Below are 26,213 nucleotides of genomic sequence, written 5' to 3'. Positions count from 1 at the left end.
ATAGATTTCATACACGTGAAGCAATTACATTCAGCAAATGAGGCAAACGCGCAGTGAATGTATGGTTTCGCATGGTAGTCCGCAATCCCCGTAAAGCATAGATTCGCCGCTCTTTTTCATGCTTCAGATAGTACTCAATCTTCTGCTGCAATTCCTTAGCGGAGCCAAAAGTATCCAGATCATAACCAGGCCGATAATAATTGCCCAGATCATCACGAACATCCGTAAGCTGCATAGTACCACAGGCACTGATCTCATAGGTGCGCGGATTAATAGAACGAGAAGGAAGGCGGTAGCTATTCCGGTTATCCTGACCCTCTTCCCACGGGCGGTGAATATTAATGACTATTTTTGCACCACTGTAGTAGTTCGCTGTCTCCTCAGGCGGGATAAAGCCATTGCTGATAAAAGGTGTAAGTTGATCATAGGTTGCGAGGCGTTCCCAGAACCCCCCAGCGATAAGCACTTTTTTCCCCTTAAGATAAGGTGCCAGTTCGTCAAACAGCTCTGTCCGATTACGAAATGCATTACCAATAAATACAATGTCATACTGATATTGCGGGCCGGTACGCCGTGGGTAGAACATCTTTGGATTGACACATAGTGGCAAATAATGAACCGATGACACCCCAAGGGATTGATAAAACTCTACGCAACCCAGCTCATGTGTAAATACGTGATCATAATGCTTGCAAATGACTGAAGTGTCCTCTGTAAAATAAGGATCATCCACAAACCAAATGGCGGTTGGGATGCCTAGCTTTCTTATCTCCGAAATCTGTTCTAAATGATTTTCCGGGAATACATGAAGCCCATTCATCACTAACACTGCCCCAGGCATTTCCCGTGCCGCGGTTTCTAGCATCGTTTCAGGAGTACTTATTACAAGCTCACTTACAAGCTGCTGCAGCGCCTCCGTTACGCCAGTGTCGATCGCCTGAAATCCTTGAGGAACATACATTAACTTAAATGGTCGGCTGGCTTCGACCCCTGGAGTATTCAGACGCTGCACAGCCTCACACATGCCAAGACGATATCCTTCGTGATAACCGTCGCGATATTCTCGCGGATGCTTTTGTTTTTTTCTCTTTCTCGCTTTCACGGCCTTCACCCTGCCCCGTCGTATTCTCAAGACAGTATAACTATATGCGGAGTCAGCACTCGCCTCATGGACATCTGTCTTTACTAGAACTAAATTGGCAGATGTCCCCTGTCTTTTGCCCGGCTTGCCCGAACCTTAGATGATTTCATCCACTCACAGGATGCTGGTATACTATAAGAGGTAGTTCAAAAAGTCCGCTTTTGATCACGAAGTACCCCAAGAAGATTACTCGACATCGAATATTGAATTCAGGCGAAACTTCCGGTGCTCACGTAGCTTCCACTACGCTCCGCTCCTCAGTTTCTACCTTCTTTCAATCTTCTCGGTGCTGAAAACCGTACTTTTTGAACACGCACTATAATGGTCTAGCTTGAGACTTACATCTCTTCATATCTGAGCGGAAATGATTATTTATAGCATTCACAAGGGGGACACTATGAACAACACCACGTTGTACTTGCGCCATGCAGAACTGCTTCGTGATCAGGTTCCATCATTCCAAACCTATCCATTTCATCTGCCAGCCGTAAGAACACTGGATCGGCTTATTTTTCAAAAGCCAGTAACCTTTCTTGTCGGGGAGAATGGCACAGGGAAATCTACCTTGCTAGAGGGAATTGCTGCTGCGTGGGGCTTTAATCCTGAAGGTGGAACACTTAACTTCTCTTTTAACACTCGTTCCTCGCATTCGAGTCTCTATGAGTATTTCAGAATTGCTAGAGGGGTTAGACGTCCGAAGGACGGCTTTTTTCTACGCGCGGAGAGCTATTATAATGTGGCTTCCTACATTGATGAATTAGATGAACAGCCTAGTTTTGGTCCACCAATCAAGAACTCCTATGGAGGCAAGTCCCTGCACGAGCAGTCTCACGGAGAGTCTTTTTTCGCAGCGTTCGTTCATCGTTTCGGAGGACGTGGTCTTTATATTCTCGATGAACCTGAAGCGGCTCTATCTCCTCTACGGCAAATGTCTCTGCTGGTGCGTATGCATGAGCTAGTGCAACAGGATTCACAGTTTATTATCGCGACCCATTCTCCCATTCTAATGTCCTATCCCGGAGCTGAGATTTTTCTTCTAGAAGGTGAGGGCATAAGGTCTGTCGCCTTGGAGGAAACAGAGCACTACACCGTGACCAAAGCATTTATGAATGACCGCCAGGGTATGCTGCGTGAGCTATTAGAGGATGAACAAGCATAAACACTTTCGACGTCCCTATAAGGACGGTAAGCGTTTAAGCGAGAAATATAAGGATAATTTACAACATGGAACATATAAATTCTTATATTTTAATAAAAACAGCAAGTCTCCATAATCGGAAACTTGCTGTTTGAATTGTTCCATAAATTAACGTCTTACAATTCCCACTACCTTGTGTACAACCCATCCGAACATGACTACAACCATCATATCGAAGCACACATTAAACAAGAATAAATGCTTACCGATGTCAGCCCTTCCGTCCCCAAGAATCGGAACCAGGAAGGAGAAAATCCCTATCAGTCCTAATAACATCAGCAGTTCACCAGCAACTCTTCCCTGAACATCCCGACTACGGAAATATTGGAACACCGCCCCGGCAAAATACACCAGATAGAATATAGTGAGAAATCCGAGCGTATGCGGAATATGCTTGTTCTTGAATTCGCTCCACCCGCTGTAAGTGTACGATAATGCACCTGCTGGCTTATTTTCACTCTTCTCATAGTTCCCTAGATAATAAGGACGAATCGCCATACTGTTACTAGCAGCATATTCCATATTATCTATTAACCGTCCTGGATGTTTTAAGTAGAAGAACAATACATCCTTATGGGATACCCGGTCGTAGAAATCCGGTACCAGCGAAGGATCATCCTGTTTGATCACTGTATCGGTCTGAAAATAATTCGTGCCCGCAAGTACCTCCAACCGCTCCGGCAATCCGAGATCCTGCAAATCTCCCTTCACATCTGGTGATTCGTTTAATATCCCAAAAAACACAGTCTGATACAGGTTAATATGCTTCAGCTCTTTTGGCGCCGTCACGTACATAACGATGGATACCAGAAATATCGCAATCGAAAAGCGTAAGGCCAGCTTTCTCCATTTTCGCTCACCATCAAGCGTCATAAACCGCAGGAAGATCAATGCAAAGGCAATCCCAATCGGCGCATTCTGAATTTTGGAGGTGACCAGAAACAGTATCGCAATAAAAAATAAGGTTAACCCCTTAGTCGTAGGCTTTTCTTGGCTAGTGAGTCTTAACCCCAGTGCAAAGGTCAACAGCATAAACACCATCGATACCGGTTCTCCAAACAAGGAGTTAAAGTATGCCAAATACCCAATATCATAGAATACAAACAAAATAGCTGCACCTAGCAGCAGCCCCGTAACATAAGAGCCGCGAGCATTGTACTTCACCAGCAGCCAGGTCGCCACCAGTAAAAGAAGACCGTAAACTGCACCGAGCAATCTAACATCAAAAAAGCTGCCATGGATGAGCCCGCCGATCAACCTCGGTACAAGCACAATCAAAATCTGTGAAGAAGGATAGAAGCCCCTAAACAAATTCTCATACGCAAAACGAGAATGGCTAAAATTAAAAAACTGGTCGGTATACGATGCTGCAGTATCATAGTAGTTCAGACCGATGGTATTCATCATACGCAGGAAATCTCCATTATCAGCAACCCCAATAAAAGGTCCTACGAATAGCAGATAAATAATGAGACCGCAGCCGGCAAGGCTTACGAGATACTCCGGTTTCCAGAACTTTTTCATGATTCCCCCTATCTCTGTGGTAACAGCTTCACATATTCGTCGGACAAATTCATTAGCTTCAATACATACTCATAATCGCTCTGATATTTCGAGAAGTCCGTTACCGGCTTGAGCGTATCCAGCGACACAGCTTCACCATCTGCAAATCCTTTTCCAGGGACATAGAGAATGTCATCATTAAAGAAGGAGCCGGAAGGCAAATAATATCTCATCCCTAACACATTACGATCAATGTTGAGCAGGTCATGACCAAAGGCTGTATAACCTTCTTGTTGTAGTGAAACACCCATTAAATTAGCAATCGTAGGAAGGATATCTAGTTGTCCTCCCGTACGCTCTACTACCTTCCCTTGCTCCATTCCCGGCACACGCACAATGAGTGGAATATTAAAGCGGCTGATCCGGGAATCATATGGAACACCAAGTGCACTTTCCACTTGCTCTGGCGGAACGTCCTGAGGCTGCAGGCCAAAGTGGTCGCCATACATGACCAGAACAGTGTTATCCCACAATCCATTTTCTTTCAAACCTTCTATTAAAGTACCTATGGCATAATCAGTATAGTTTATAGCGGTCAAATAATCACCAAGCATCGTATCCTTCAAATTATCAGGCACAGTGATTTTCTTAAAGGAATCTGGGATTTTGAAAGGATGATGACTGGATGCTGTCACCATCTGTGCGTAGAAGGGAGTTCCCTTCTTCTTCAGCTCTGTCAATTTCTCGACACCCGTAATATACAGTTGTTCATCGGAAGCACCAAACGCATTAAAATGATCATTCGTAAAATAATCTTTGTCATAATAACCATTAAACCCAAGCGCCGGATATAGCTCATTCCGATTCCAAAACCCTACTTTATTCACATGAAAGGTGTATGCCTCATACCCTTTATCTCTTAGCAGTCGTGGTAAGCTTGGCAATTCTCTGTCCCCGAATCCGGTAGACATGGCCAAAGTACCAATCGGATAAATAGACGTATTGCTCATGAATTCAGCGTCAGATGTATTCCCTGGACCAATCTGCTGGTAAACATGAGGAAAATAAAGGCCCTCATCCGCTAACTTATTCATGACTGGCGTCAATTCTTGACCATCCAGGGATTGATGTAGTGGGAAATTCTGAAAAGCTTCTAATTGTAGCACAATTACATTTTTACCCTTTTGTGAGCCAAAATAATCAGGAGTCGTACCCGCTGGCTTGTCACTATAAGGATAGGAAGATTGCAGCGCGTCAACCTTCGCAATCGTATCCTTAATATCACCCGTTCCAATGAGATTGTTATCTTCATTAATCTTAATCGCAGCAACGACTTCATAATTTAGAAATCCGGCAGTTTCCGCCTGTACAAGCTCATTTGTAATCCCCCGTGCAGAGTGGACAGAATATGCCGATAAAGAAAAACCTCCAATAATGGATACCAGAATCACCACCACTTGCACGAATCCTGTCTTCCGGGAACTAAAGCGTTCACGCGGGTAGGTCTTTCCTTGTTTCCATCTGCGAATCAAACCATAGATAGCGAAGATGACAAAATCCGCAAAGAATAAGTAATCAATACTCTTTATGGTAGATTCTACGCTTGCCTTCACTTGAAATACCTGATTGATTTCAGATAAGGCCAGGTAGGTTGGAACAGAACCAAAGTGATTAAAATATACAGCGGCTGCGAACAGCAACAGCGATAAAAAGCCGTTAAATATCCAATAGACGGTTGTTCTCACCCTAGATGGCGTAATCACCGTTAAAATCCCCATAATAAAAAGGACTGGCGCTACATCCGCTGCAATCCATTCCCAAGCAATTCTATCAAAGAACAACACTCTCAGAAGCAACAGCTTTAACCATAACAATATAACAACGATAAAAAAATGGGCGCGATCCGGCCCTTGCTTTTTCACTTATAATCCCCTCTTACATGTTCATTTGTTCGAAATATCAAATCTATTCTAGTAATTTGTAAAATATCAGGTTGTTCTAGTATAACAATACTTACTTTTTTTATCAAAATGGTAGAATTATCTTCCACTCGAAAAAAGAGATGCCCCGCTGCTCTTTCGGCATTGGAACATCCCTGTTAACTATGAGTTGATCAATCTTCAGACGATTGAAGTATACTTAAGCAATCTTTTAATAGAACGGTTCGCTTCATTTAACACAACTTCCTTATCTACAGTCTTCAGCAGACCTCTTTCCATCACGATCTCCCCGTCGATAATCGTAGTTTCCACATCTGCCCGGGTAGCAGAATATACAATTCTAGAGATGGGATCAACGTCGTAGGAGGGGAAGGTATGGAAATTGAAGAGATTCAGGAGCACTAGGTCTGCTTTTTTACCCACCTCGATACTGCCGATCTTATCTTCCATCCCTACCGCTTTTGCCCCGCCTATAGTTGCCATACGAAATACACTGCGGGCATCCATCGTTGTAGGTCCATGTTGAGGCTTCTGAATAATTGCCGCGAGCCGCATTTCATTAAACATATCCAGATTGTTATTACACGGTGCACCGTCTGCACCCAGACTTAGTGACACATGATCATGGAGCATCCCCGGTGTATCAGCAATTCCGGAGGCTAGTTTCAGATTTGAGCCAGGGCAATGACTTACATGAACTCCACGATCCCGCAATATGCGCCGCTCCTCAGCATCCAGCCATACACAATGCGCCAGTATTAAGCGCTCATTAGCTAATCCTAGATGGTCCAGATAGACGATGTTACGCATCCCGGTCATCGCCTGTACAATCTCAATCTCCCCTAAATTCTCAGAAGCATGGGTGTGCACCTTCACATCATACCTTGCGGAGAGATCTCGTACCTCGGTTAACAAGGGTTCGGTGCAGGATATTACAAAACGCGGAGAGAACGCATATTGAATCCTTCCATTGCCATAGCCATTCCATTTTTCAAGCAAATCCACACTTTCCTGTAAAGAAGAAGCGGTATCCTCCTGCAGTGCTTCAGGCACATCTCCTCCTTTTTGATCCATCATCACCTTACCGGACAAAGCACGTATTCCACTTTTAGCAATGGCCTGAAAAGCATAGTCCGTATGGTGAACAGTCTCCATATCAACAATCGTAGTGGTTCCGCTGGAAATCAGTTCTCCAATACCGAGCATCGCCGAATAATAAAGGGATTCCTCATCATGCGCTGCCTCTAACGGCCAAATCCGTTTACGCAGCCAGTCCATAAGCTCCAGATCATCTCCCTTCCCACGGAATAACGTCTGGCATAAATGAATATGCGTCTGAACAAAACCGGGAATTAACGTACGGTTCGTGGCATCGATGACCTTTTCGTCTCCCTGCGGGATCAGACCAATGCCGATTTCTACGATGATATCATCCTTAATTCGAACATCCCCGACAATAATTTCCTCCTGTTTGTTCATTGTAATGATCTCAGCATCTTTGATCAGAATACTCCCCATTGTCCTTATCCCCCTCATTGTTCATTCGTTTGCCGTTTCACGGTGTAACACAAAAAGGCCACAAAAATATGCCGTAGCATATTTTCGTAGCCAGAAATTTACGGTTTCCGGTAGAGACCCTTAAACCAATTATTAAGGATATACGAAAAGAGAAGCTATTCTATTCCAAATTTGAATAAATCAATCATAAGACAAAGACAGGTTTAATGTCAACAAAAGTTACTTAAACTAACACAAATTTCTTGATTAGATCTATTCACAATTAAAAACAATGATTATCTCTATTCGTATGTAAAAAAACCTAACTCAAATTATGATTTTCCACACTACTTATCAATGTTTCTTAAGTTCCGCTTTTATACTCGTCCTATCACCCGAACCGATAGCTTCGCTTTTAATAAAGTAATAGCGAGGAGGAGATCAAATGCCAACAATTTCTCAAACCCCAAATGAGTTGCAAGCATTCATCGCCGCTGCTGAAAAAGTATGGTTCGAGGTCTACGATTCTGCCGATTCTCGCAGAGTGATCCGCGTTGATGGCGCCGATTATTATCGTCTGCCGGTTAGATTCAGTACCAGAGCTAAGGTCATTTCGTATTTTAGAAAGTACTGGGGTATTACAATGAGCAACACCATGTTCTGTAATTTAAAAACCGTTTTTAGAAACAACAGGCTTTATGTAATATCGGGAGATACAGGAACCATTGCTTTTATCCCAAGAAGACTCACTGTTACGGGTCGCACATCAACAAGGATACGCCTTACAGCAGTTCTGTCCATTGATGATATGAGCGATGAAGATATCGTTAACGTTCGTTACCTGATCGGCGTATCCGGTAGAAGGCTTCTTATCCTTAACCGGGATCAAAAAAATACCGATACTCGATACCAGACATGCCGTTAAGGGAATAAAGAAAAAAGGTCCAGAGGTTAACCCTCTGAACCTTTTTTTATGTTAAATCTTCCTAACTATGTTCCGGTTTCAGCACCTTCTCGAATACTGGAAAGTTCGCCGTACGGTTCGGAAAACCCACTTCACCTCTATGGTCATAACCAAGGCGAGGATAGATTTCCAATGCTCTAGTATTCTTCGCATAAGTATCCAGCCGAATACTTGTGTAACCATTACGCGCTGCGTAATCCTCCGCGAAAGCAATTAGCCTAGTCGCAATCCCTTTTCCCTGAATATGTGGATGAACTGCTAAACGATGCATAATCAGATGTGGCCCTTGATTTTGCTTCCACTCGATCTTGTTATATTCCTCAGAAGCATTCTCATCCAGTACAAGAATACCCGCGATAGCTTGATCTTCTTCACATACATATAAGGTACCCTGTGCGATATCCAGTTCGATAATCTCTTTATTCGGATAGCTCTCATCCCACTGGTCGCTTCCAGCGGCCTGCATAACTTGTACACATTTTGAGATCAATTCCATGATCTCTTCGATCTCATCCTGTCTAGCTTTTCTGATCCCATTTATTACTTGCATCCTGCTATCCCCTCTTTCTTATCGACATCTGAAAACCTCTGAATAGATTCTCGTTTTAGAAGTCTATCATATTCGGAGACAAATTCCGATAGTAGGATGATTCCAGAGAGGATGCAATCCCTCTAAGCTGAGGGACACGAAAGATCAGAATAACACGTCATAGATTAGATCTCCGGGTCCCTTCCTCTTAACTTACCTGCCGCTGCTCAATTAAACTCCAGCTTATGCCCGTCCTCGAAGCCCTTGGCGAAACCGGCGTCGAACCCCACGTTGTATGCTTCTGTGTACCCCTGCTGAAAGGCGTCTGCCGGTGGCGTTTCCGGCGAAACGCCAAGATCCGGGGGGAGCGGAATGACCTGCGGGGCAGGTGGAGCCTCGATAACCGGCACTACATGAACTGGTGCTTGTATAACCCTCACCTTTCGAACAAGCTTGCGGCGGAGTCTTCTTTTCTTTCGTACCAAAAGACCCTTCTTCGTCTTTCCATAACGAACGATTTTCCGAGAAAGTCCTCTGCGGGGTTTGCGGGCTAGACCTCTACGCACTTTCGTTTTCCGCGAGAGAAGTAGTGTGCGTCTGCGGGTTCTGCCTGAACGTAATGTTCTAAGGCTCTTTTTCTTCATGCTTCTATTCCTCCTGTGCTCCATGATCTCTGGAGGTTCCTACGGCGTATGCCTTGCTCAGCCATGGCGCAGCAGGAATTCCCCGTTTCGGTTGATGTAGTGAAATCCCGGACATCATCCGGCACATCGCGCTCTGATACCCACTTAAGATTCTGATATTGTCGCTCAATTTGCGGGCCGTCAGCTCAGATTGCCCCGTCAATTCGGCGATGCTCTCCAAGATGGCCGCCAAAGCAGCCTGACTGCGCGAAATGGAGCGGATCATCTCCAGCTTGACGGCATGTTCAGAGAGACGGTCCCCGCTCATTTGCTGTCTTCTCCAAAACTGAACCCATCACCTGACATGTCTCCAAAACCTTCCCCGCCACCATCATCTTCACCACTGCCCAGCACTGCTTTTAAATTGCTGTAGAGTCCATTCTCCAGTTTAGTCAGCCCTTCGACCATTTCCACGATAACTTCGTGAATGGAGAGGGATTCCTTCAGCTGCTCTTCATGAGATTCGAAAGCTCTAGCGTGGATATGATGTTGTGCCCACTGTTTTACCTTTTCAGCTTCAACCGCCTTAGCTTCCAGAATCATTGCAATGTTCCACTGGATAGTGGCGGTCGACTCCAGCATTTGCAGATAAGCCTTTTCTCTGCTCATCATCCGCCTCCTGCTCCTATAGCGTTACTCTTCTTCTTGGCCGTTCAATTCCTTAATTACTCTGCCTACCCCTTCAGCCATCGCTTCTTCCAGATCTGCAAGTGCGTTCAAGTAAGCAATAATATTCTTGTTTACTTGAGTTGAGCTTTCGATCATCCCGCTGATACCGTCAAAACCGGGATCTGCATCTGGCAGATCGTGGACAATTTGCGACATACGGACAGCCACGTGGCGCTCGGCATCTAATATCCGCGCCATCTGTTCGTGCGTATGGGCCATGTGCTGCAGGACTTTTGTTATTTTATTCTGCACCTTCATGTCTCCTTTGCTCAAACGCCCTGCTACAGCATATGCGGCAGAAGCCGGGACGGTGCCGAGGATATAAAGGCAAGTTACGTGTCTAAACAAGCGGATTGGCGGACACTGGATACTTTAGAAAATTGCAACAGGCCGTGTAAATGGAAAATAAAAGGCCAACAGCCCGGTCCATTGGAACGGGCTGTTGGCCTTTTGGATTAATAATATTTATTGATGATTCTGTAAAAGAGAACCGCCGTTTCGGCGCGGGTTGCAGCTCCCGTTGGATGGAGCAATTTCCCTTCACCAAGGACAATGCCCTCCCTGACCAGTACGGCTGCTGCCTTCACGGCGTAATCAGCCACTTTAGAGGCATCCGCAAATTTGCCAAGGTCGGAGATAGAACCGGCCTCTGCTAATTTTCCTGACTTCTGCAATGCTCTTACGATGAATACCATCATATCCTGCCGGGAAATCTCTGCTCCCGGATTGAACCTGTTGCCGCCGACTCCGCTGGCAATGCCCAATTGTTTGGCGATTCCCAGCGCTTCATAATAGTATGCGTCCTGATCGGCATCCGCGAAGCTCACTTCAAAACCAGCCTTTAAATTAAACGCTCTGACCAGAAGCAATATAAAATCCGCTCTTTTCATCTTGGCGCCCGGTTCAAAGAAAGTACTCGACGTTCCCTGAACGATTCCTTTAGCCGCCAGAGCTTCAATAGCCTCCTTGGCCCACAAATGGCTGCCGATATCACTGAAAACAGGTTTCTTTGGCTGCAGTTCCGGTGTTGGTGCCGGTGTTGTCGACGGACCTTCACTTGGCTTCGGAGCTGCCGGCGTTGGCGTTGGAGTCGGGTTACCACCTCCGCCGCTGCCCGAGCTACCGTCCCCGCTGGCCTTTAATGTAGATACGATTCTCACATTGCTTATCTTGGACGTATTTCCTGCTGCATCAACAGCTATAATATAGTATTTGTACTGGGTATCCGCAGATAAACCGCTATCTCTGTATTCTGTTGCCTCCAGTGTCTTGATTTCAACGTCATTGCGGTAAATCCTGTATCCCGTTACTCCCAAATTATCCGTGGAAGGTGTCCATTTTAGATCAATGGCAGAGCTGGATACCGCTTCCGCTCTCTCTATTGTTGGTTCCATGGGAGCCTCAGTATCAACGATGGTTGGTGTCCACCAGTTGCCGGATGCCACAATCATGCTGAGCAGACGCAGATTATTGCCAAAATATAAATCGTCTTCAGTGGAAACGGCCGCATTATAATCCCATAATTTATTCAGCCACTCCTGATTGGATGAATCGATCATGGCGCTGACCATCATCGGTGCGGAGAAGGATGTGTCTGCATAATCATTGATTGCTTCCGTGCCGTCCAGCTTATATCCCGCAAGGATCTTGGCCGGATCATTATCCGCCTTGGCCCGAATCCAGCGGTTCAGCGTGGTGAGCTGCTCTTTAGCCCGGTTATCACCTGTCAGGAGATAATCCGTACTGATCCGCCAGGGAATACGGGAAGAGTTGTAGTTGTAATCCCCGTCATTTTCCGATTCCAGGAAGTATCCATCCGGGGTATCCCATATCTTCTGGCTTACTGGTTTGTATTGCCCATCCGTATCATCCTTGAATACAAAATCCGGCAACAAACCGGCTTTTGGACTGTAATTTTCATACAGACTATTAATGATGTTGTACGTCTTATCGGTAACACGATCCCAATTGGGGTCTCCGGATACATTTTTAAAATCTTTCAGATGCTGCAGCATAAAATCGGATGGACGTGTAGCATTGCCGAACATGGAATCATTGTCACTGACCCAATCCGCCAATTTCAATGTCCACTCGGAATGGTTGACATCGCTTTTCATAATGGCGTTGATTACCTTTTTGGCCTGGGACAAGTAGTTAATTTCCCCGCTGCTGCCCCATTGGCTGTCGGCAAGCAGAAGGGCGTAAGCAATATCCATATCGCCGTCGGTTGCCGAATCCACACCATTGATATCAATAATTTCCGTGCCGGTATCCGCTTGCTGCCATGCCATTAAATCGGGATTGATTTCACTTGGATGTGCTCTGAAATAGCGATACATTCCGTCAAAATACTTCTTAGCCTCCGGATCATGACCCGCGAGCAAAGCGGTAATCAGCATTCCGTAGCCATGCGCTTCTGAAACTGTAATCTCGTTATTCTCAAACCAATCTCCGTCGCTATACCACACGTAATACTGGTCTGACTGATATGGATTTTGTTTCAGATATTTTGTTTTCCACTCGTTATATAATCTGCCCACCGTAGCGTCCAGTTGGGCCTGAGTCAAGTGATTCGGCTTAATGGAGCCGGCCACATAAGACGTATGCTGCGGAAATGCCTTATGGACACCCTCTCCAGTGGATGAAGGTTTGGTCTTTACTTGAACGGTATTGCTCGCCAGCGATTCCTTCTCTTCTGCATTATAGGCCTTCACAGTATAACTATAGGCCGTATCCGGAGTTAACCCGGTATCGCCGTAGGATATTTCCTTCGTCGTGCCGACCTTGCTGCCGTTGCGGTATACATTGTAGCCCGCTGCCTGAATATTGCCGGCCGATGCCGTCCATTTCAAGTTGATTTGGTAAGGAGAAACCGCAGTTCCTTTTAAATCTGAAGGTGCTGAAGGCGGCTCCGACTCGCTTGGACCTTCGATTGTACTGACTTCGACCGGATCTGAATTGATTCTTGTGCCGACCGCTTTGACAATAAATTCATATTTTTTCGCAGGATTGATATCATCTACCGTGTAGGTGTATTCCGTTTGACCTTCCGCTGCTGGCACATATATACTCCAGTGTGTCTTCACCTTGTCATTCTTCTCATAAATCCGGAATCCTCTTACAGGTTCTGTACTTGTGGAAGGTGCACTCCAGGTCAGAACCGCCTTGCTGCCGTTCAATTTCACCTTCACCGCTTCCGCCGGGTCCGGCTTGGTGTCCGTTCGCTTGATCCCATACTTGTCATATGCTTTTAGGCCGTCGCCAACGGTGTCCGGCTGATTCTCATCCGCTACGGCTGCGGTATATGCTGTAAAGGAAAGCACCCGGTCTGTGATGGAAACATCCGTAAACATCTTCTTCTCCGGCTGTTCGTCGATGGCTGCAAAGTAATCATCATAAGGAACCGGATTCCCGTTTTCGTCCTGAATCTCGCGGGGTTCTCCATTCTCATCCAGTTCATATTGATTGTTCTTATAATAGAATTTATTTCCGAATGCATTAGACATGAGATAGACCGTGCCTTTGGGGTTGAGCGCATTGCCCTCTCCATCAAATGTCAGCTTCTCCTTGGGAATAACTTCATCATTGTACATTTGGAAGGATCTCATATACATATGATCATGGGCCTCGAACACCATATCGATGCCCATCTCGTCAAAGGCAGGAATCAGGTATTTCTTGTAAAACTGGACGCGATCGTCTTCCCATTGTGCAGAATTGTCGCCTGCTGCATAGGGGCTTTTGTGAAAAGTAACAAACTTCCACTTCTTGTCGCTGCGGGCGACCGTACTCTTCATCCAGGCCACTTGGTCCCAGAATTGGTCATCTGCCCATTCCACATCTTTCCCATTCTCTGCAAGTGCCCCCGAATACTGCGAATTGAAGACAAGATAGAGTGCATCACCGTATTCAAAAGAATACACAGAGCCTTCATGGGTATCCGCAACAACCTGTTTCGGCAAGTTGAAATGGTTGTAGAAGTTGTTATTCGGCGTCGTCTCGTCTCCGTCATAATCCATGACCTCATGACCGCCAAGTACAGGCACATATGGCACTTGCAGCAATTGATTCTGGGCTGCTCCGAGCATCCATTGCCACTGCTCCTCCAAATCACCGTTATCCACCAGATCTCCGGCGCTGATCAAGAATTTAGGGTCGCCTATATAATCAACTGCTTTCCGGAAGGTATCACCCCAAGGCTCAAAGTCAGACTTGCTGGAAGCCTGTGAATCGGAACCGGCGATAAAACGGAAAGGCTGGTGGCCGGCAGCATCGGTAGTGAACGAGCCGATAGAGCTCCAATCACCTGATTTACCGTTACCTGCCCGAAACTTGTAAGCTGTTCCCGGTTGAAGCTGGTCTGCAATGACTTTATGACTAATAAATTTCGTTTTATGGTTCGTGCTTCTGTCGCTTTTACTCATAAAGGTCTCAATTTCTTCGGCCTCTCCCTGATAAGTCAAAGCCCCGTTCTCCGGGAAAATGTTCCCCATAACCTTTGAGGCTTCTATAACCTGCACCACGGTATCCGTCATTGCATCCGTGTACCAGGCCAAAGCAATGCTCGTCTTTGGATCTCCGTTAAACGTCATATTGATGGATTTTGGAGCAAGAGGCGAATCCTGAACGCCAAAACTCCAGGAAACTTCCCGAACCAGCGGCACAAGATCTGCCCCCTTGATAAGCTCCTTGGGTATAGTTACTGTGTAAGACTTCCCATAAGTCAACGGAGGATGGTTTATCCGCAAAGTATTTCTGTTTAAGACTTCAAGTGTAACCCCATCAACCGGTTGATCGTTCTCATCGGCAAATCGGACAGCATAACCCGGATCAAGGGCAATGGCCTTGTTGAATTTGATTTCAACGGGAGCTTCGGGAGACACATTTCCAGAACCGTCTGCAGGCTGCTGGACAAGATCTACGGTAGGAATGACAGGTTCTTTCCCCGGGATTGGCTCGCCGGACACCTTGATATTTCGGATTCTACTGGAACCTGAACCCCCTATGCCCTCATCATTCCCCCTGGTGTTGTTATCGGAGCTGACGATCCAGCGAATATATAATATTTCCCGATCATTGCTGTTCGGAAGGGGAGTATTCACCAATCTGCAGGTATCGCCCGGGCAATCAAAACTGGAGACGGCCATTTTAAGATTCGTATTCGGCACATCCTCCCACGTTTGTCGGTCTACACTCGTCTGCACTTTAAAATCACGCGGACCTGACCCGGATGAATTTTGCTCAGAGGATAAGGTGATCTTCTCAAACCCGGTTGTAGACACGGTAGCAAGCCAATACTTTTTCCCGTTTCCATTGTCCCAGCCCTGATAGCTGATCGCTTTCTTGCTTACATCCACATCCTCGAACACACCGCCTACATTGCGAAAAGTAGACGCTGTCTCATAGATGCCGTATGTAGCCGAGATTACCCCCACATTTTCAGCGGCCTCATCAAACACCCATTCGGCTATCGTCTTTACACCGGTTATTGAATCTGAACCGACAGCATCTGGTGCAGGTGCAGCATTTGCAATCTGGAATGGCAGCAGTATAAGCACGAGCAACAAAGAAATGGATTGGTGCAGCCTTCTTTTCAAATGACCCTTCTTTTGCACTCTCGTTCCCTCTTTTCGCAGATAATAGTTTAAGCGCTTTAACTTTCACTTGCAGCGGACCCTGATTTTCTTTTCCCCTCCTTAAATACGATTTATATGTAAATATAGCGCATTCATTTCGATTCAATCTCTGCATATTTTGTTATTGTTAATGATTTTCTACTTTTACCGCTATTTAATTTCTATCCTGTTCAACAGGTCAATGAACGTGATACGATTGATTCAGGTATGGATCATGTTTCTGCGAGGATCATTCCCGCCGGATTGGAGATGACACCCCTGGAAATCAACTTCTATAAGTCTGATCCCTTTCACATTAGCCGAGAGAAAAAAAATGTCTCAAGTATGCCTTCAAATCATTATCATGATGCTTATGAAATTCTCTACTTAGTGTCTGGAGAGCTGTACTATTTTATAGAAGACCGAACCTTTCAAATCGTCAGCGGGGTTTTATTGTTCATTAACGCTAATGACCTGCACAGACTGATTAATGTAAACGGTACGATGTACGAAAGAGTTACTTTATTGTTTAAAAGGGAGTTCCTTCGCGACTTTTTTGCGGACAGCCCTCTTCCATGCGACCTCTTCTCCTGCTTTCACTCCAAATCAAATGCGATCAAGTTAAGCGGCTACGACCAGATCTTTGTCGAGAATCTTTTTAGCAAATTGATTCATGAAGACACCAAGAGACCTCCAAATTTCGACTACTATCGGAAAATCCTGTTGATGGAGCTGCTGATCTTCATCCAACGAAAAAAGCTTCCGGATCAAAACGAACATTTTGTAGAAACGAACCGGACCCATAAGAAAATTTCCCAAATCATCCATTTCATCAACGGTAACTTCGCTGAGCCTCTGTCTCTGGAATACATATCGGACAGGTTCTCCATAAGCACCTCCCATTTAAGCCGAACGTTCAAGGACACAACCGGTTTTACTTTCAGCGAATATGTAAATAACACCCGCCTGAAAGAAGCCCGCTCTCTGCTGCAGGACTCCAAATTAACCGTTTCGGAAATCGCTGAGCGTGCAGGATTTGGTAACCTGACCCATTTTGGAAGAGTATTTAAAACCATGACCGGAACCTCACCGCTCAAATACCGCAAACAGAACCGGGTTGATGAAAATAATATCTCTACGCAAGCTTGAGATCAGGTCCTTCGTCCGGACTGCTGCGCCAATCAAGAAAAAACGGGAGCCATCCATAAGGACGACCCCCGTATCTCATAGAAATATAAGCAAAGTATGGTGAAAGATATACTTTCTTATAGTTTATAAAGAAGGAGTGCCCGACCCAAGGCCGGCCACTCCACGTTACCGCTGCCACTTATGGCAGTGCATCCTTCAGCTTCTCTCCCGCCTCCCGCAGAGACTGGAACGTCCCCGCATCGCTCCACCAATCCTTGAGAACATCATAGCTGAGCCTGCGGTTAGCAGCATATATATTATTTACATCGGTAATCTCCAGCTCCCCCCTCTTGGAAGGGGATACTTGGCGGATGATGTCAAACACAGCTTCATCGTACATATAAATACCTGTTACGCAAAATTTGGTCTTGGGATGCTCGGGTTTCTCTTCGATATAAGCAATCCATGCAGAATCTTGACTATCGAACACGGGAACACCGTATCTACGTGCGTCGTCCACCGGCTTCAGCAATACCTTTGCTGTACCTTCAGGCTGCCGGAGATAGCTCTCCACGTAAGGCGTCAGATCATCCATAAACAGATTATCACCAAGCAATACGACAAACCGTTCCCCAGGGAAAATGAATCCTTCTGCTAAATCGAGAGCCTCTGCAATGCCTCCAGCAGCTTCCTGAATCTTATAAGTCAGAGATACACCAAATGCTGCACCGCTGCCTAAAAAATCCGTATACAGACCAGCAGACTGCTTGCTGATGACCAGAAGAATGTCGGTAATTCCTCCCCGGCGAAGCCGATCTATGCCGTAACAGACCATAGGATATTTGCCGACCGGAAGCAAATGTTTGTTCATAAGCCGGGTCAGCGGTTGAAGTCTGGATCCTGTTCCGCCCGCCAGTATGACTCCTTTCACTTACTTTCCTCCTCTTTATCTAAGTCCTTTGCTTTCGGATCTGCACTTTATATGAAACTCGTTGGATCCACATTCCATTTGTTCATAAAGAGCTTACGATTTCGTTCCACCAGCTCCTGTAGCCCGGTGTGGTATACCTGCTTGAAGCTCGCACTTCCTTCATGGTGTACAAGGCAATCCCCTGCGATGAGCAATCGATATCCCTTTAGCCTGGCGCGATAACAATAGTCATCATCCTCGTAATGTCCAGGTGAGTAACTCTCATCCAACAGACCTACGGAAGTAAGTAGCTCTCTTTTGAATAAAAAACATAATCCTACCAAACGTTTAGTCTCCAACCATTTTTGAGGATTGGAACGGTTAGTTATCTCTGCAACCTTATGAAAATCTAACAGACTTTCATAATCCGTCTTCACCTGTTGACGTCCACTCGCATAGTTTGTCACTGGCCCAACAATACCAACTTCAGGAGCACTATATAGCGATCTCTTCAGATTAGTTAACCATCCATGGGAAACCACCACATCATTATTCAGCAGTAACAATTCATCCCCTGATGCTAGCAGTAGACCCAAATTGCAGGCGGATGGAAAGCCTCGATTCTCAGGCAATGAAATAAACGTTATACGATTCGCGCGGCAATAGGCATCCGTTCCATCTGATGAAGCATTATCTACAACGATGATCTCGTAAGGCAGTGGAGTATAAGCACGTATCGATTCCACACAGGACCGCAGCAGTGGCAACGCGTTGTAGGTCGGAATAATAATACTAGTCATCGTCATATCCGGTTCCTCCAAGCGGCTACTTGTCTGCGGTATTCACGCTGCGTTTCGCTATTAAGTAGGCCCCCATCATCTTGACGGGAAAGCACCTCAAGGAGAGCCTCTGCGTGATCCCCTATGATCAGTTTCTCCACAGCATTTCCAGCGCCTATGTTCGCTTGACGCAGCCGATTATGCTTAATCACATTCACCGTTCCAACTTTCTCCACCCTTAGCTTCTCTAATACAGAACGAGCTTGGGCTTTAGGAGGAACTATTAATTCACGGTAGCCTATAGTCTCAAGTGCTCTCCGGGAAAGCGCGTGAGGGACAGCCGTCATAGAGCTAACTCCGAGATCGTACCGTCCAAGAGCATAATTCAGAAACAGCTTGCTGCGAGTAACATCATCGCATAATCCAAAAGAAGGCATCAGTGGATCCAAATCATTAAGAGCCACGTCAATTCCACCATCTACAGCAGCTGTGAATAATCCGAGCTGAGATGCAGGGATAACCATATCTCCGTCCAGGAAGAGCAGAATATCTCCTCGACTCAGCTTCGCACCAATAGCCCGCCCTACATCATGTCCAACTGACTCCGGACAATGCACAACTATTGCTTGACGATGTTGTCTGGAAATGGGAAAGCTGCTATCGCTGCAACCGTTAAGCACGACGATAATTTCAGTAGGTCCCAGCCGCGATACCTGTTGCAGCAGACGTCCCAAGGTCTGCTCCTCGTTACGCGCGGAGATAATAACTGACAAGGTCCCACGTAAGCTCGGTAAATTCAGTACCTCGCGACCTACCTTGGATTGCCGAGACAGAATCGGTGGCCGAGCGGTAGGGATGCCTCTTTTTACCGAACGATTCGCTACCCTTTGGCGGGGTGCCAGTGTTGTTTTGGCCTGACTAGATGCTGAACGTTTCTTTACCGTACGAGTTGCTGTTCCTCGTCGAACGGCAGAGCTACCAGACACTTGTAACAGAGCAACCATCATCTCACCATCTCTCTGCGCCGGGTTCCGTCGGTGAACCCCGCCCTGTTTCCCCGGTGTTTAAGCAAGAGGGATACAGCCTCCATATGATCTGCTGTAATCAACTGCTGCAAAGGATCTGTGCCATCTTCCTTACGTCTGACCGCATTCAGTTTCCCTACATGCACTTTGTGAGCAGCTACCACACGTAAACCACTCAGAACTGCCTGAGCATGTGCCAGAGGGGGACGAGATAATGATTGACTCCCTAAGATTTCAAGCGCTCTTCGGCTGATTGCGTGCGGAACCGCCGTCATCGAACATCCTTTTAGATCCGGACGGCCAAGTAAAATATTAAGTGCATGTTTGGACAGCACCACCGGATGGGGCGAAAGTCTCCTTACCGGTCCGGAATAATCATTAAGCGCTATGTCTGCGCCACCACTAATGGCGGTGACGAAAGGACGTAGCCCCGAGGCAGGAATCACTAAATCTCCATCGGTAAACAAGAGAACCTCTCCCTTAGCTACCTCTGCTCCGACACTGCGACCAGCGTCGTGTCCCAGCGGCAACTCATAGGAAATAACATGCGCACCAAGCGAAAGGGCAATTTCTGCCGTTTGATCGGCTGATCCGTTGACGATTACAATAACCTCGCAGCGCGGATGGACCCTTCTAGCTCCGGATATCACTCCCGCAATGGTCTTCGCTTCGTTCATGGCAGGAATAATAACAGAAACATAGGGATTTGGATGGTTAACGATAGGGATTGCGGCGACTTGCCGCACTGGGCGTGAAGTCCGCCGTTTGATCCGAGAGACCCGCCGTCCCGTGCGGCGGGCAGAAGTACGTTTGGGCTTCATGCTCATCCACCTTCCTTACAGAGCCTATTCGTCAGGCTGAGGGTTACATCACAGTTTATGTACTACGCCGAACAGGGTAACGGCCTTTGTCTCCTGTCATGTGGAAAACAGGACAAATGTACTCACCCTCTTAATTGCTAGGAGGACAACACAACAAAAAGCGCAGCCATCGGCTGCGCTTAGCATTTTGTACATCATCATTGCGAATTAATCAAACACACGATCATCCACTGCCGGTCTGGCTAATGGAGCGCCGATAGCAATCCAAGAGATGACCCCATAGAAATGCGGAGTTTCGCGCAGTCGCACCACTTGTATCACTGCATCTCCATTGGCTCTGCTCTTTAAGGAAGCATAGAAGTAAGGCTGATTAGTCATTGCGACGAGTACATAACCCGTATGACCAAAGTTCTCATCGAACGATACAGTGACCTCCACACTTTCAGCATCCCCGTTGAACATAAAGGCTGTCATCCCAAACTGCTGAAGCGCCTCTCGCTTCCCTGCTGTCTGAATCGGACTGAAGGATAGATGCTCAGCATTCACAGAACTCGGTGCCAAATGGAACCCATTTACTGCGCCGGGGGCAATATGATAATCTTGAACGCTCTCTTCCTCTAGATGACGCGCTTGAATAGAAAATGAAGAGATCTTCGAAGCAACCACCGCTTCGTCCTGAAGCTCTTTCGTGCCTACACTACCCTCAATCAGATGAACGGAATCAATACTGCCTGCCTTCAGCTTGGCTCCATCGATGCTTGCATCCGGAAGCAGCGCTGAGGTACGAGTTTCATCTGCGAGATGCTCTAATTTGATGATACCGGGCTGCAAGTGCCGATCCTCTACGATTTTGTCAGCCAGATGCTCTCCGTACACACTCCGCGACTGCAAATGTAAAGCATTCACTGAGCCTTCGGCTAACTTTTCTTCAGTAATACTACCTTGCGGCAATAGATCGGAACTGCGGACCTCTTCTGACAAATGCTTCAAGGTGATGCTGTCTGATCGAATGTGGTGACCATCCACCGCTTCCTCTACCAAATGCCCACCAAAGACGCTACCTGGGGCCAAATGGAATGATTGGATAGTTCCGCCTTCAATCTTTCCACCTGTTATGCTGCCATCCGGCAACAGATCGGAGCTGTGCACCTCTTCTGACAGATGCTTCAAGGTGATACACCCAGATCGCAGATGACGGCTATCTATCGTATCCCCCGCTAAATGCCCCCCATACACGCTGCCTGGGGCCAGATGGAAAGCATGAATGGATCCACCCTCCAGCTTCTTACCAGGAATGCTACCATCTGGCAGCAGATCAGAACTACGAACCTCTTCTGACAGATGAGCAAGAGTAATCTCTCCGTGCCGGATATGACGGCCTTTTACTGTACTTGGACTCAGGTGACTTCCATTTACACTTCCAGGCACAAGATGATTTGAATCTACGGATGCTTTTGCCAACTTCTCTCCGGTAAGGCTGCCGTCCGGCAGCAGATCAGAACTACGAACCTCTTCTGACAGATGAGCTAGGGTAATTTCACCGTATGCGATATGACGTCCTTCTACTGTACCCGGGCTCAGATGACTACCATCCACACTTTCTGGTACAAGATGAACTGAATCTACGGATTCTTCTGCCAGCTTCTCACCCGTAATGCTACCATCTGGCAAGAAATCGGAGCTGCGTGTTTCTGGTGCTAGATGAGCCAGGATAATCTCACCGTACCCGATATGACGTCGTTCTACTGCACCTGAGCTCAAATGACTGCCCTCTACACTTCCTGGTGCCAGATGGTTTGAATCTACGGATTCTTCTGCTAGCTTCTCACCGGTAATGCTACCGTCCGGCAGGAAATCGGAGCTGCGTGTTTCTGGTGCTAGATGAGCCAGGGTAATCTCACCGTACCCGATATGACGTCGTTCTACTGCACCTGAGCTCAAATGACTGCCATCTACACTTCCTGGTGCCAGATGGTTTGAATCTACGGATTCTTCTGCTAGCTTCTCACCGGTAATGCTGCCGTCCGGCAGTAATTCTGAGCTGCGTGTCTCTGGTGCTAGATGAGCCATTGTAATCTCACCATACCCGATATGATGGCCTTCTACTGCACCCGAACTCAGATGACTACTCCCTACACTTCCAGGTTCAAGATGAATAGAACTAACGGATTCTTCTGCTAGCTTCTCACCGGTAATGCTACCGTCCGGCAGCAATTCAGAGCTACGTGTTTCTTTTGCCAAATGAGCTAACGTAATCTCACCATTTCGGATATGACGGCCTTCCACTGCGTCTGGACTCAAATGACTGCCATCTACACTTCCTGGTATTAGATGATTTGAATCTACGGATTCTACTGCCAGCTTCTCACTGGTGATACTACCGTCGGGTAACAATTCAGAGCTGCGCGTTTCTTTTGCCAAATGAGCTAATGTGATTTCACCATTTCGGATATGACGGCCTTCCACTGCGTCCGGACTCAGATGACTGCCATCTACACTTCCTGGTATTAGATGATTTGAATCTACGGATTCTACTGCCAGCTTCTCACTGGTGATACTACCGTCGGGTAACAATTCAGAGCTGCGCGTTTCTTTTGCCAAATGAGCTAATGTGATTTCACCATTTCGGATATGACGGCCTTCCACTGCGTCCGGACTCAGATGACTGCCATCTACACTTCCTGGTATTAGATGATTTGAATCTACGGATTCTACTGCCAGCTTCTCACTGGTGATACTACCGTCGGGTAACAATTCAGAGCTGCGCGTTTCTTTTGCCAAATGAGCTAATGTGATTTCACCATTTCGGATATGACGGCCTTCCACTGCGTCCGGACTCAGATGACTACCATCCACACTTCCATGTATTAGATGATTTGAATTTACAGATTCTCTCGCCAGCTTTTCTCTGGTAATACTGCCGTCTGGAAGCAAGTCTGCGCTACGTGCATCTTTGGCTAGATGAGCTAAGGTGATTTCACCGTACCCGATATGGCGGCCTTCTACTGTATCTGGGCTCAGATGGCTGCCATTCACACTTCCAGGTATAAGATGATTTGAGTTCACAGATTCTTCCGCCAGCTTTTCTCTGGTAATACTGCCATCTGGGAGCAAGTCTGCGCTACGTGCATCTTTGGCTAGATGAGCTAAGGTGATTTCACTGTGCCCAATATGACGTCCCTTCACTGTATCCGAGCTCAGATGACTGCCATCTACGCTTCCGGCCATTAGATGAATAGAACCTACGGATTCCTCAGCGAGCTTCTCGCCGGTAATACTACCGTTAGGCAGTAGCTCAGAGCTAAACGTTTCTTCTGCCAAATGAGCAAGTGTGATTTCACCATGCTGAATGTGACGACCTTCTACTGCACCCAGCCTCAGATGACTTCCGTCTACACTTGCAGGTACTAGATGAATAGAATCTACGGATTCTTCTGCGAGCTTCTCTCCGGTAACACTGCCTTCTGGCAGCAAGTCGGAACTACGTGCATCTTCGGCTAGATGAGCCAGCTTGATCTCACCATGCCCGATATGACGTCCTTCAATCGTATCCATACATAGATGGCTGCCGTCTACACTGCCCGGTGAAAGATGCTGGGAATCCACAGCCCCTTTGGCCAGCTTAGACCCGCTAATGCTGCCCTCCTGTATTTGAATCGAAGAGATGGAATTAGGAATGATATGACCATTTCCGATGGACAACGGCCGGATATGCGCCCCGCCGATACTTCCCGGATTCATATGTCTGCTCTGAACCGCACTATCGCTAATGGATTTTGAATGAACTGCATTCACAGATAAATGCTCTGCCTGAACTGCCGACACTGCTAATTTACTGGAATCCACACTTCCATCAGCAAGCTTAGCTGATGTGACCGATAAATCACTAATCTTATCCGTCGATACACTTTCCGGGGACAGCTTTAACGATGTCACCACATGATCTGCTAGATGATGTGGCTGCACTGCCCCAGCGGCCAAATGAATCTCTCTCACCGCAGCAGAAGCCAGCTTATCTCCCGAAACCGAGCCGGACTGAATCGCAGCAGTAGTCACACTATTTTCTCCGAGATGTCTCCGTTCCACAGCTCCAGTGGCAAGATGATCTTTATCCACTACAGCATCCTGCAGGGCACGACCGCTCACGCTGGCATCTGCTAGATGTTTCTCCTCCACTGCACAAAAAGCGATATGCTCACCACTTACCACTTCACGAGCAATCGTACTTCCAATGACCGATCCTGCTGCTAGTTTAGCCGAGCTCACCACTCCGTCCGCTAACTTGGCGGAAGTAACGCTCTGTGGACGCAGGTGCTCCGCACCCACAGACTCTGAGGCAAGCTTTTCTCCAGTAACAGCACCAGAGGATAGATGTTCCGTATGAACAGCTTCATCCATAAGCTGCTCTGAGCCTACCGCTTCCGAAGCTAAATGGGAGTGGTTCACAGCCTCACGTTCCAGATGATTAGAGGAAACAGCTTGCATAGCAATTTGCGGTCCGCGTATGGCGGATTTGGCAATATGTCTGGTGGTTACAGCTTCATCTGCTAGCTTATGTGCGAGTATGCTTTGATCAGCGATTTTCGATGAGGTGACCGCTTGCTCAACCAGCTGTGCAGTACCTACCGCACCCTCTGTTAGCTTTAAAAAGGAGATACTTCGGTCAGCTAGATGGCGACTCGTTATTTCCCCGTCGCTGATATGGGAACCGTGTACGCTTTCTGCACTTAGGTGGATGCTTCTCACTACTTCTGCACCTAGCTGCTTGGAACCAATAGCACCATCCGCTACATGTGCGCCTTCGATTACACCCGACTGGAGCTGCTCCTTGCCGATCAGCTTGCTGGCAAGCTGCCCTGGTCCGATCGCTCCCGGAGCCAAATGTCTAGCGGTTATCAAAGCATCGCTAAGATGGCGACCCTCAATCACAGCATCAGCCAGTTTGGAGCTACTGATTTCACCATCGGCTATTATATCGCCAGATACCGCTGCATCAGCTAGCTTGGAACGGTCAATACTCCCGTTTGCGATGTGGCGGCCTGTGATGCTGCTGCTTCCTATCTTCTCACCAGTAACCGCTCCATCTTCCAGTAGATCAGCCGTAATAATCAGATCGCTCAAATGACGGCTCTCAATTGATTTATCCGCAAGTTGACCGCCGCCGATAATCCGATCAGCCAGCTTCTCTGGACTAATACTACCGTTCTTCAGCTTCTCTCCACTGATGGAATGATCCAGCAGTTTACCGCCACTTACGCTTCCTTCAGCTAAATGTTCACCCACAATGGATTCAGGCGCGATTTTCGAAGAAGTAACTGCCTTGTCCGCGATATTGATGCTCTGTACAGCGTAATCTTGCAACCATGGTGTACCAATAATGCCGAACTTCAGCTTAGAACCGTCAATGGTACGTGGAGCGATTTTAGCTCCTGTAACTGCTGCATCCGATAGATCATCTGTATAAACGGGCTGGAACCGTTCTTTCTCGGGAGCGAACCATATGGTTTCAGAAAGATTATCCACCTGTTTCTGAAGCTGCACCTCCACCATAGGCTCCGGCTGCAGGACTGGAGCAGAAATGAGTTCCTCTTGAACGACTTCAGCTACTCCTCCTCCACTTACCTGAACTTCAGCAATCTCTGAATTGCTGACTCCGTCACTGATACTCCCTGAATCCTTAGAGCTGCTTTTGGTATCCAGCATACTCAGTTCCTCTGTATTGGGATTATCTACAAAATAAAGTCGTTTTTGTGGACTGCGCGGCTGCTTTTTTTTGGAACCCCTCACAAGCAGTCTCCTCCTTCCATCTAT

The 26,213-nt window shown here is 46.9% G+C and carries 18 protein-coding genes and 1 riboswitch; of the genes, 3 read left to right on the top strand and 15 right to left on the bottom strand.

The features are described from left to right. Nucleotides 1-7: 7 nt before the first annotated feature. Nucleotides 8-1,102 (bottom strand): CgeB family protein, encoded by a 1,095-nt coding sequence (locus tag MKY52_RS14250; protein WP_341051888.1) that lies wholly within the window; start codon nt 1,100-1,102, stop codon nt 8-10. 436 nt (nt 1,103-1,538) lie between these two features. Between MKY52_RS14250 and MKY52_RS14245 the strand changes: the two genes are divergently transcribed. Beyond that, a complete protein-coding gene (locus tag MKY52_RS14245) occupies nt 1,539-2,300 on the top strand; it encodes an AAA family ATPase (protein WP_149644975.1) in 762 nt (253 codons plus the stop codon). A 147-nt stretch (nt 2,301-2,447) separates the two neighbouring features. Here MKY52_RS14245 and wsfD read toward each other — a convergent pair whose 3' ends face one another. The 3 genes from wsfD to MKY52_RS14230 form a co-directional block, all read right to left on the bottom strand. Then, nucleotides 2,448-3,863 carry a glycan biosynthesis hexose transferase WsfD gene (wsfD, locus tag MKY52_RS14240; RefSeq protein ID WP_341051883.1) on the bottom strand — a complete coding sequence of 472 codons (1,416 nt, stop codon included), beginning with the start codon at nt 3,861-3,863 and terminating at the stop codon, nt 2,448-2,450. A gap of 8 nt (nt 3,864-3,871) precedes the next feature. Continuing rightward, the gene (locus MKY52_RS14235; RefSeq protein WP_341051881.1) at nt 3,872-5,764 is read right to left on the bottom strand and encodes an LTA synthase family protein; all 1,893 of its coding nucleotides are present in this window, start codon (nt 5,762-5,764) and stop codon (nt 3,872-3,874) included. 198 nt (nt 5,765-5,962) lie between these two features. After that, complete coding sequence (locus MKY52_RS14230) at nt 5,963-7,300, bottom strand: 5'-deoxyadenosine deaminase (protein WP_341051880.1); 1,338 nt, start codon at nt 7,298-7,300, stop codon at nt 5,963-5,965. Between the two features lie 67 nt (nt 7,301-7,367). Further along, nucleotides 7,368-7,466, bottom strand: a riboswitch (purine riboswitch). A 258-nt stretch (nt 7,467-7,724) separates the two neighbouring features. Here MKY52_RS14230 and MKY52_RS14225 point away from each other — a divergent pair. Next, nucleotides 7,725-8,204 carry a DL-endopeptidase inhibitor IseA family protein gene (locus tag MKY52_RS14225; RefSeq protein WP_341051878.1) on the top strand — a complete coding sequence of 160 codons (480 nt, stop codon included), beginning with the start codon at nt 7,725-7,727 and terminating at the stop codon, nt 8,202-8,204. 61 nt (nt 8,205-8,265) lie between these two features. On the opposite strand, the gene MKY52_RS14220 is transcribed toward MKY52_RS14225, so the two are convergent. From MKY52_RS14220 to MKY52_RS14195, 6 genes are all read right to left on the bottom strand, one after another. Beyond that, on the bottom strand, nt 8,266-8,793 hold the full coding sequence (locus tag MKY52_RS14220; protein WP_341051876.1) for a GNAT family N-acetyltransferase: 528 nt from the start codon (nt 8,791-8,793) through the stop codon (nt 8,266-8,268). A gap of 206 nt (nt 8,794-8,999) precedes the next feature. Next, nucleotides 9,000-9,416, bottom strand: a complete 417-nt coding sequence (locus MKY52_RS14215) for a hypothetical protein (protein WP_094876886.1) — start codon at nt 9,414-9,416, stop codon at nt 9,000-9,002. A 4-nt stretch (nt 9,417-9,420) separates the two neighbouring features. Further along, the gene (locus MKY52_RS14210) at nt 9,421-9,723 is read right to left on the bottom strand and encodes a hypothetical protein (protein ID WP_042130853.1); all 303 of its coding nucleotides are present in this window, start codon (nt 9,721-9,723) and stop codon (nt 9,421-9,423) included. After that, on the bottom strand, nt 9,720-10,064 hold the full coding sequence (locus MKY52_RS14205) for a hypothetical protein (protein ID WP_042191502.1): 345 nt from the start codon (nt 10,062-10,064) through the stop codon (nt 9,720-9,722). Before MKY52_RS14205 ends, MKY52_RS14210 begins: the two co-directional genes overlap by 4 nt. Nucleotides 10,065-10,088: 24 nt before the next feature. Beyond that, on the bottom strand, nt 10,089-10,376 hold the full coding sequence (locus MKY52_RS14200; RefSeq protein ID WP_042191504.1) for a hypothetical protein: 288 nt from the start codon (nt 10,374-10,376) through the stop codon (nt 10,089-10,091). A 203-nt stretch (nt 10,377-10,579) separates the two neighbouring features. Further along, a complete protein-coding gene (locus MKY52_RS14195) occupies nt 10,580-15,739 on the bottom strand; it encodes a glycosyl hydrolase family 8 (RefSeq protein ID WP_341051873.1) in 5,160 nt (1,719 codons plus the stop codon). Between the two features lie 270 nt (nt 15,740-16,009). Here MKY52_RS14195 and MKY52_RS14190 point away from each other — a divergent pair, with 270 nt between their 5' ends. Continuing rightward, nucleotides 16,010-16,888 carry an AraC family transcriptional regulator gene (locus MKY52_RS14190; RefSeq protein WP_341053420.1) on the top strand — a complete coding sequence of 293 codons (879 nt, stop codon included), beginning with the start codon at nt 16,010-16,012 and terminating at the stop codon, nt 16,886-16,888. 178 nt (nt 16,889-17,066) lie between these two features. Here MKY52_RS14190 and MKY52_RS14185 read toward each other — a convergent pair whose 3' ends face one another. The 5 genes from MKY52_RS14185 to MKY52_RS14165 all read right to left on the bottom strand — a co-directional run bounded on the left by MKY52_RS14185 (nt 17,067) and on the right by MKY52_RS14165 (nt 26,189). Further along, on the bottom strand, nt 17,067-17,798 hold the full coding sequence (locus MKY52_RS14185) for a sugar phosphate nucleotidyltransferase (RefSeq protein ID WP_042191506.1): 732 nt from the start codon (nt 17,796-17,798) through the stop codon (nt 17,067-17,069). A gap of 47 nt (nt 17,799-17,845) precedes the next feature. Then, nucleotides 17,846-18,583, bottom strand: coding sequence for a glycosyltransferase family 2 protein (locus tag MKY52_RS14180; protein WP_341051872.1), 738 nt, complete (start codon nt 18,581-18,583; stop codon nt 17,846-17,848). Beyond that, the gene (locus MKY52_RS14175; protein WP_341051870.1) at nt 18,580-19,563 is read right to left on the bottom strand and encodes a glycosyltransferase family 2 protein; all 984 of its coding nucleotides are present in this window, start codon (nt 19,561-19,563) and stop codon (nt 18,580-18,582) included. The genes MKY52_RS14180 and MKY52_RS14175 overlap by 4 nt, the downstream gene beginning before the upstream one ends. Next, nucleotides 19,560-20,402 (bottom strand): glycosyltransferase family 2 protein, encoded by an 843-nt coding sequence (locus MKY52_RS14170; protein ID WP_341051868.1) that lies wholly within the window; start codon nt 20,400-20,402, stop codon nt 19,560-19,562. The genes MKY52_RS14175 and MKY52_RS14170 overlap by 4 nt, the downstream gene beginning before the upstream one ends. Before the next feature lie 207 nt (nt 20,403-20,609). After that, nucleotides 20,610-26,189, bottom strand: coding sequence for a WIAG-tail domain (locus MKY52_RS14165; protein ID WP_341051866.1), 5,580 nt, complete (start codon nt 26,187-26,189; stop codon nt 20,610-20,612). Between the last annotated feature and the right edge of the window lie 24 nt (nt 26,190-26,213).

Origin of the sequence: Paenibacillus sp. FSL P4-0184 (genome assembly GCF_038004625.1) — a bacterium.
Taxonomy (GTDB): Bacteria; Bacillota; Bacilli; order Paenibacillales; family Paenibacillaceae; genus Paenibacillus_AQ.
Note: the sequence above shows the minus strand (reverse complement) of the source record. Positions and strands in the feature narration are given on the sequence as shown.

Coding starts and splice junctions, on each gene's coding strand:
- MKY52_RS14245 (WP_149644975.1), top strand. CDS start 1,539: ATGAACAACACCACGTTGTACTTGCGCCATGCAGAACTGCTTCGTGAT.
- wsfD (WP_341051883.1), bottom strand. CDS start 3,863: ATGAAAAAGTTCTGGAAACCGGAGTATCTCGTAAGCCTTGCCGGCTGC.
- MKY52_RS14230 (WP_341051880.1), bottom strand. CDS start 7,300: ATGGGGAGTATTCTGATCAAAGATGCTGAGATCATTACAATGAACAAA.
- MKY52_RS14225 (WP_341051878.1), top strand. CDS start 7,725: ATGCCAACAATTTCTCAAACCCCAAATGAGTTGCAAGCATTCATCGCC.
- MKY52_RS14220 (WP_341051876.1), bottom strand. CDS start 8,793: ATGCAAGTAATAAATGGGATCAGAAAAGCTAGACAGGATGAGATCGAA.
- MKY52_RS14215 (WP_094876886.1), bottom strand. CDS start 9,416: ATGAAGAAAAAGAGCCTTAGAACATTACGTTCAGGCAGAACCCGCAGA.
- MKY52_RS14210 (WP_042130853.1), bottom strand. CDS start 9,723: ATGAGCGGGGACCGTCTCTCTGAACATGCCGTCAAGCTGGAGATGATC.
- MKY52_RS14205 (WP_042191502.1), bottom strand. CDS start 10,064: ATGAGCAGAGAAAAGGCTTATCTGCAAATGCTGGAGTCGACCGCCACT.
- MKY52_RS14190 (WP_341053420.1), top strand. CDS start 16,010: ATGACACCCCTGGAAATCAACTTCTATAAGTCTGATCCCTTTCACATT.
- MKY52_RS14180 (WP_341051872.1), bottom strand. CDS start 18,583: ATGACGATGACTAGTATTATTATTCCGACCTACAACGCGTTGCCACTG.
- MKY52_RS14175 (WP_341051870.1), bottom strand. CDS start 19,563: ATGATGGTTGCTCTGTTACAAGTGTCTGGTAGCTCTGCCGTTCGACGA.
- MKY52_RS14170 (WP_341051868.1), bottom strand. CDS start 20,402: ATGAAGCCCAAACGTACTTCTGCCCGCCGCACGGGACGGCGGGTCTCT.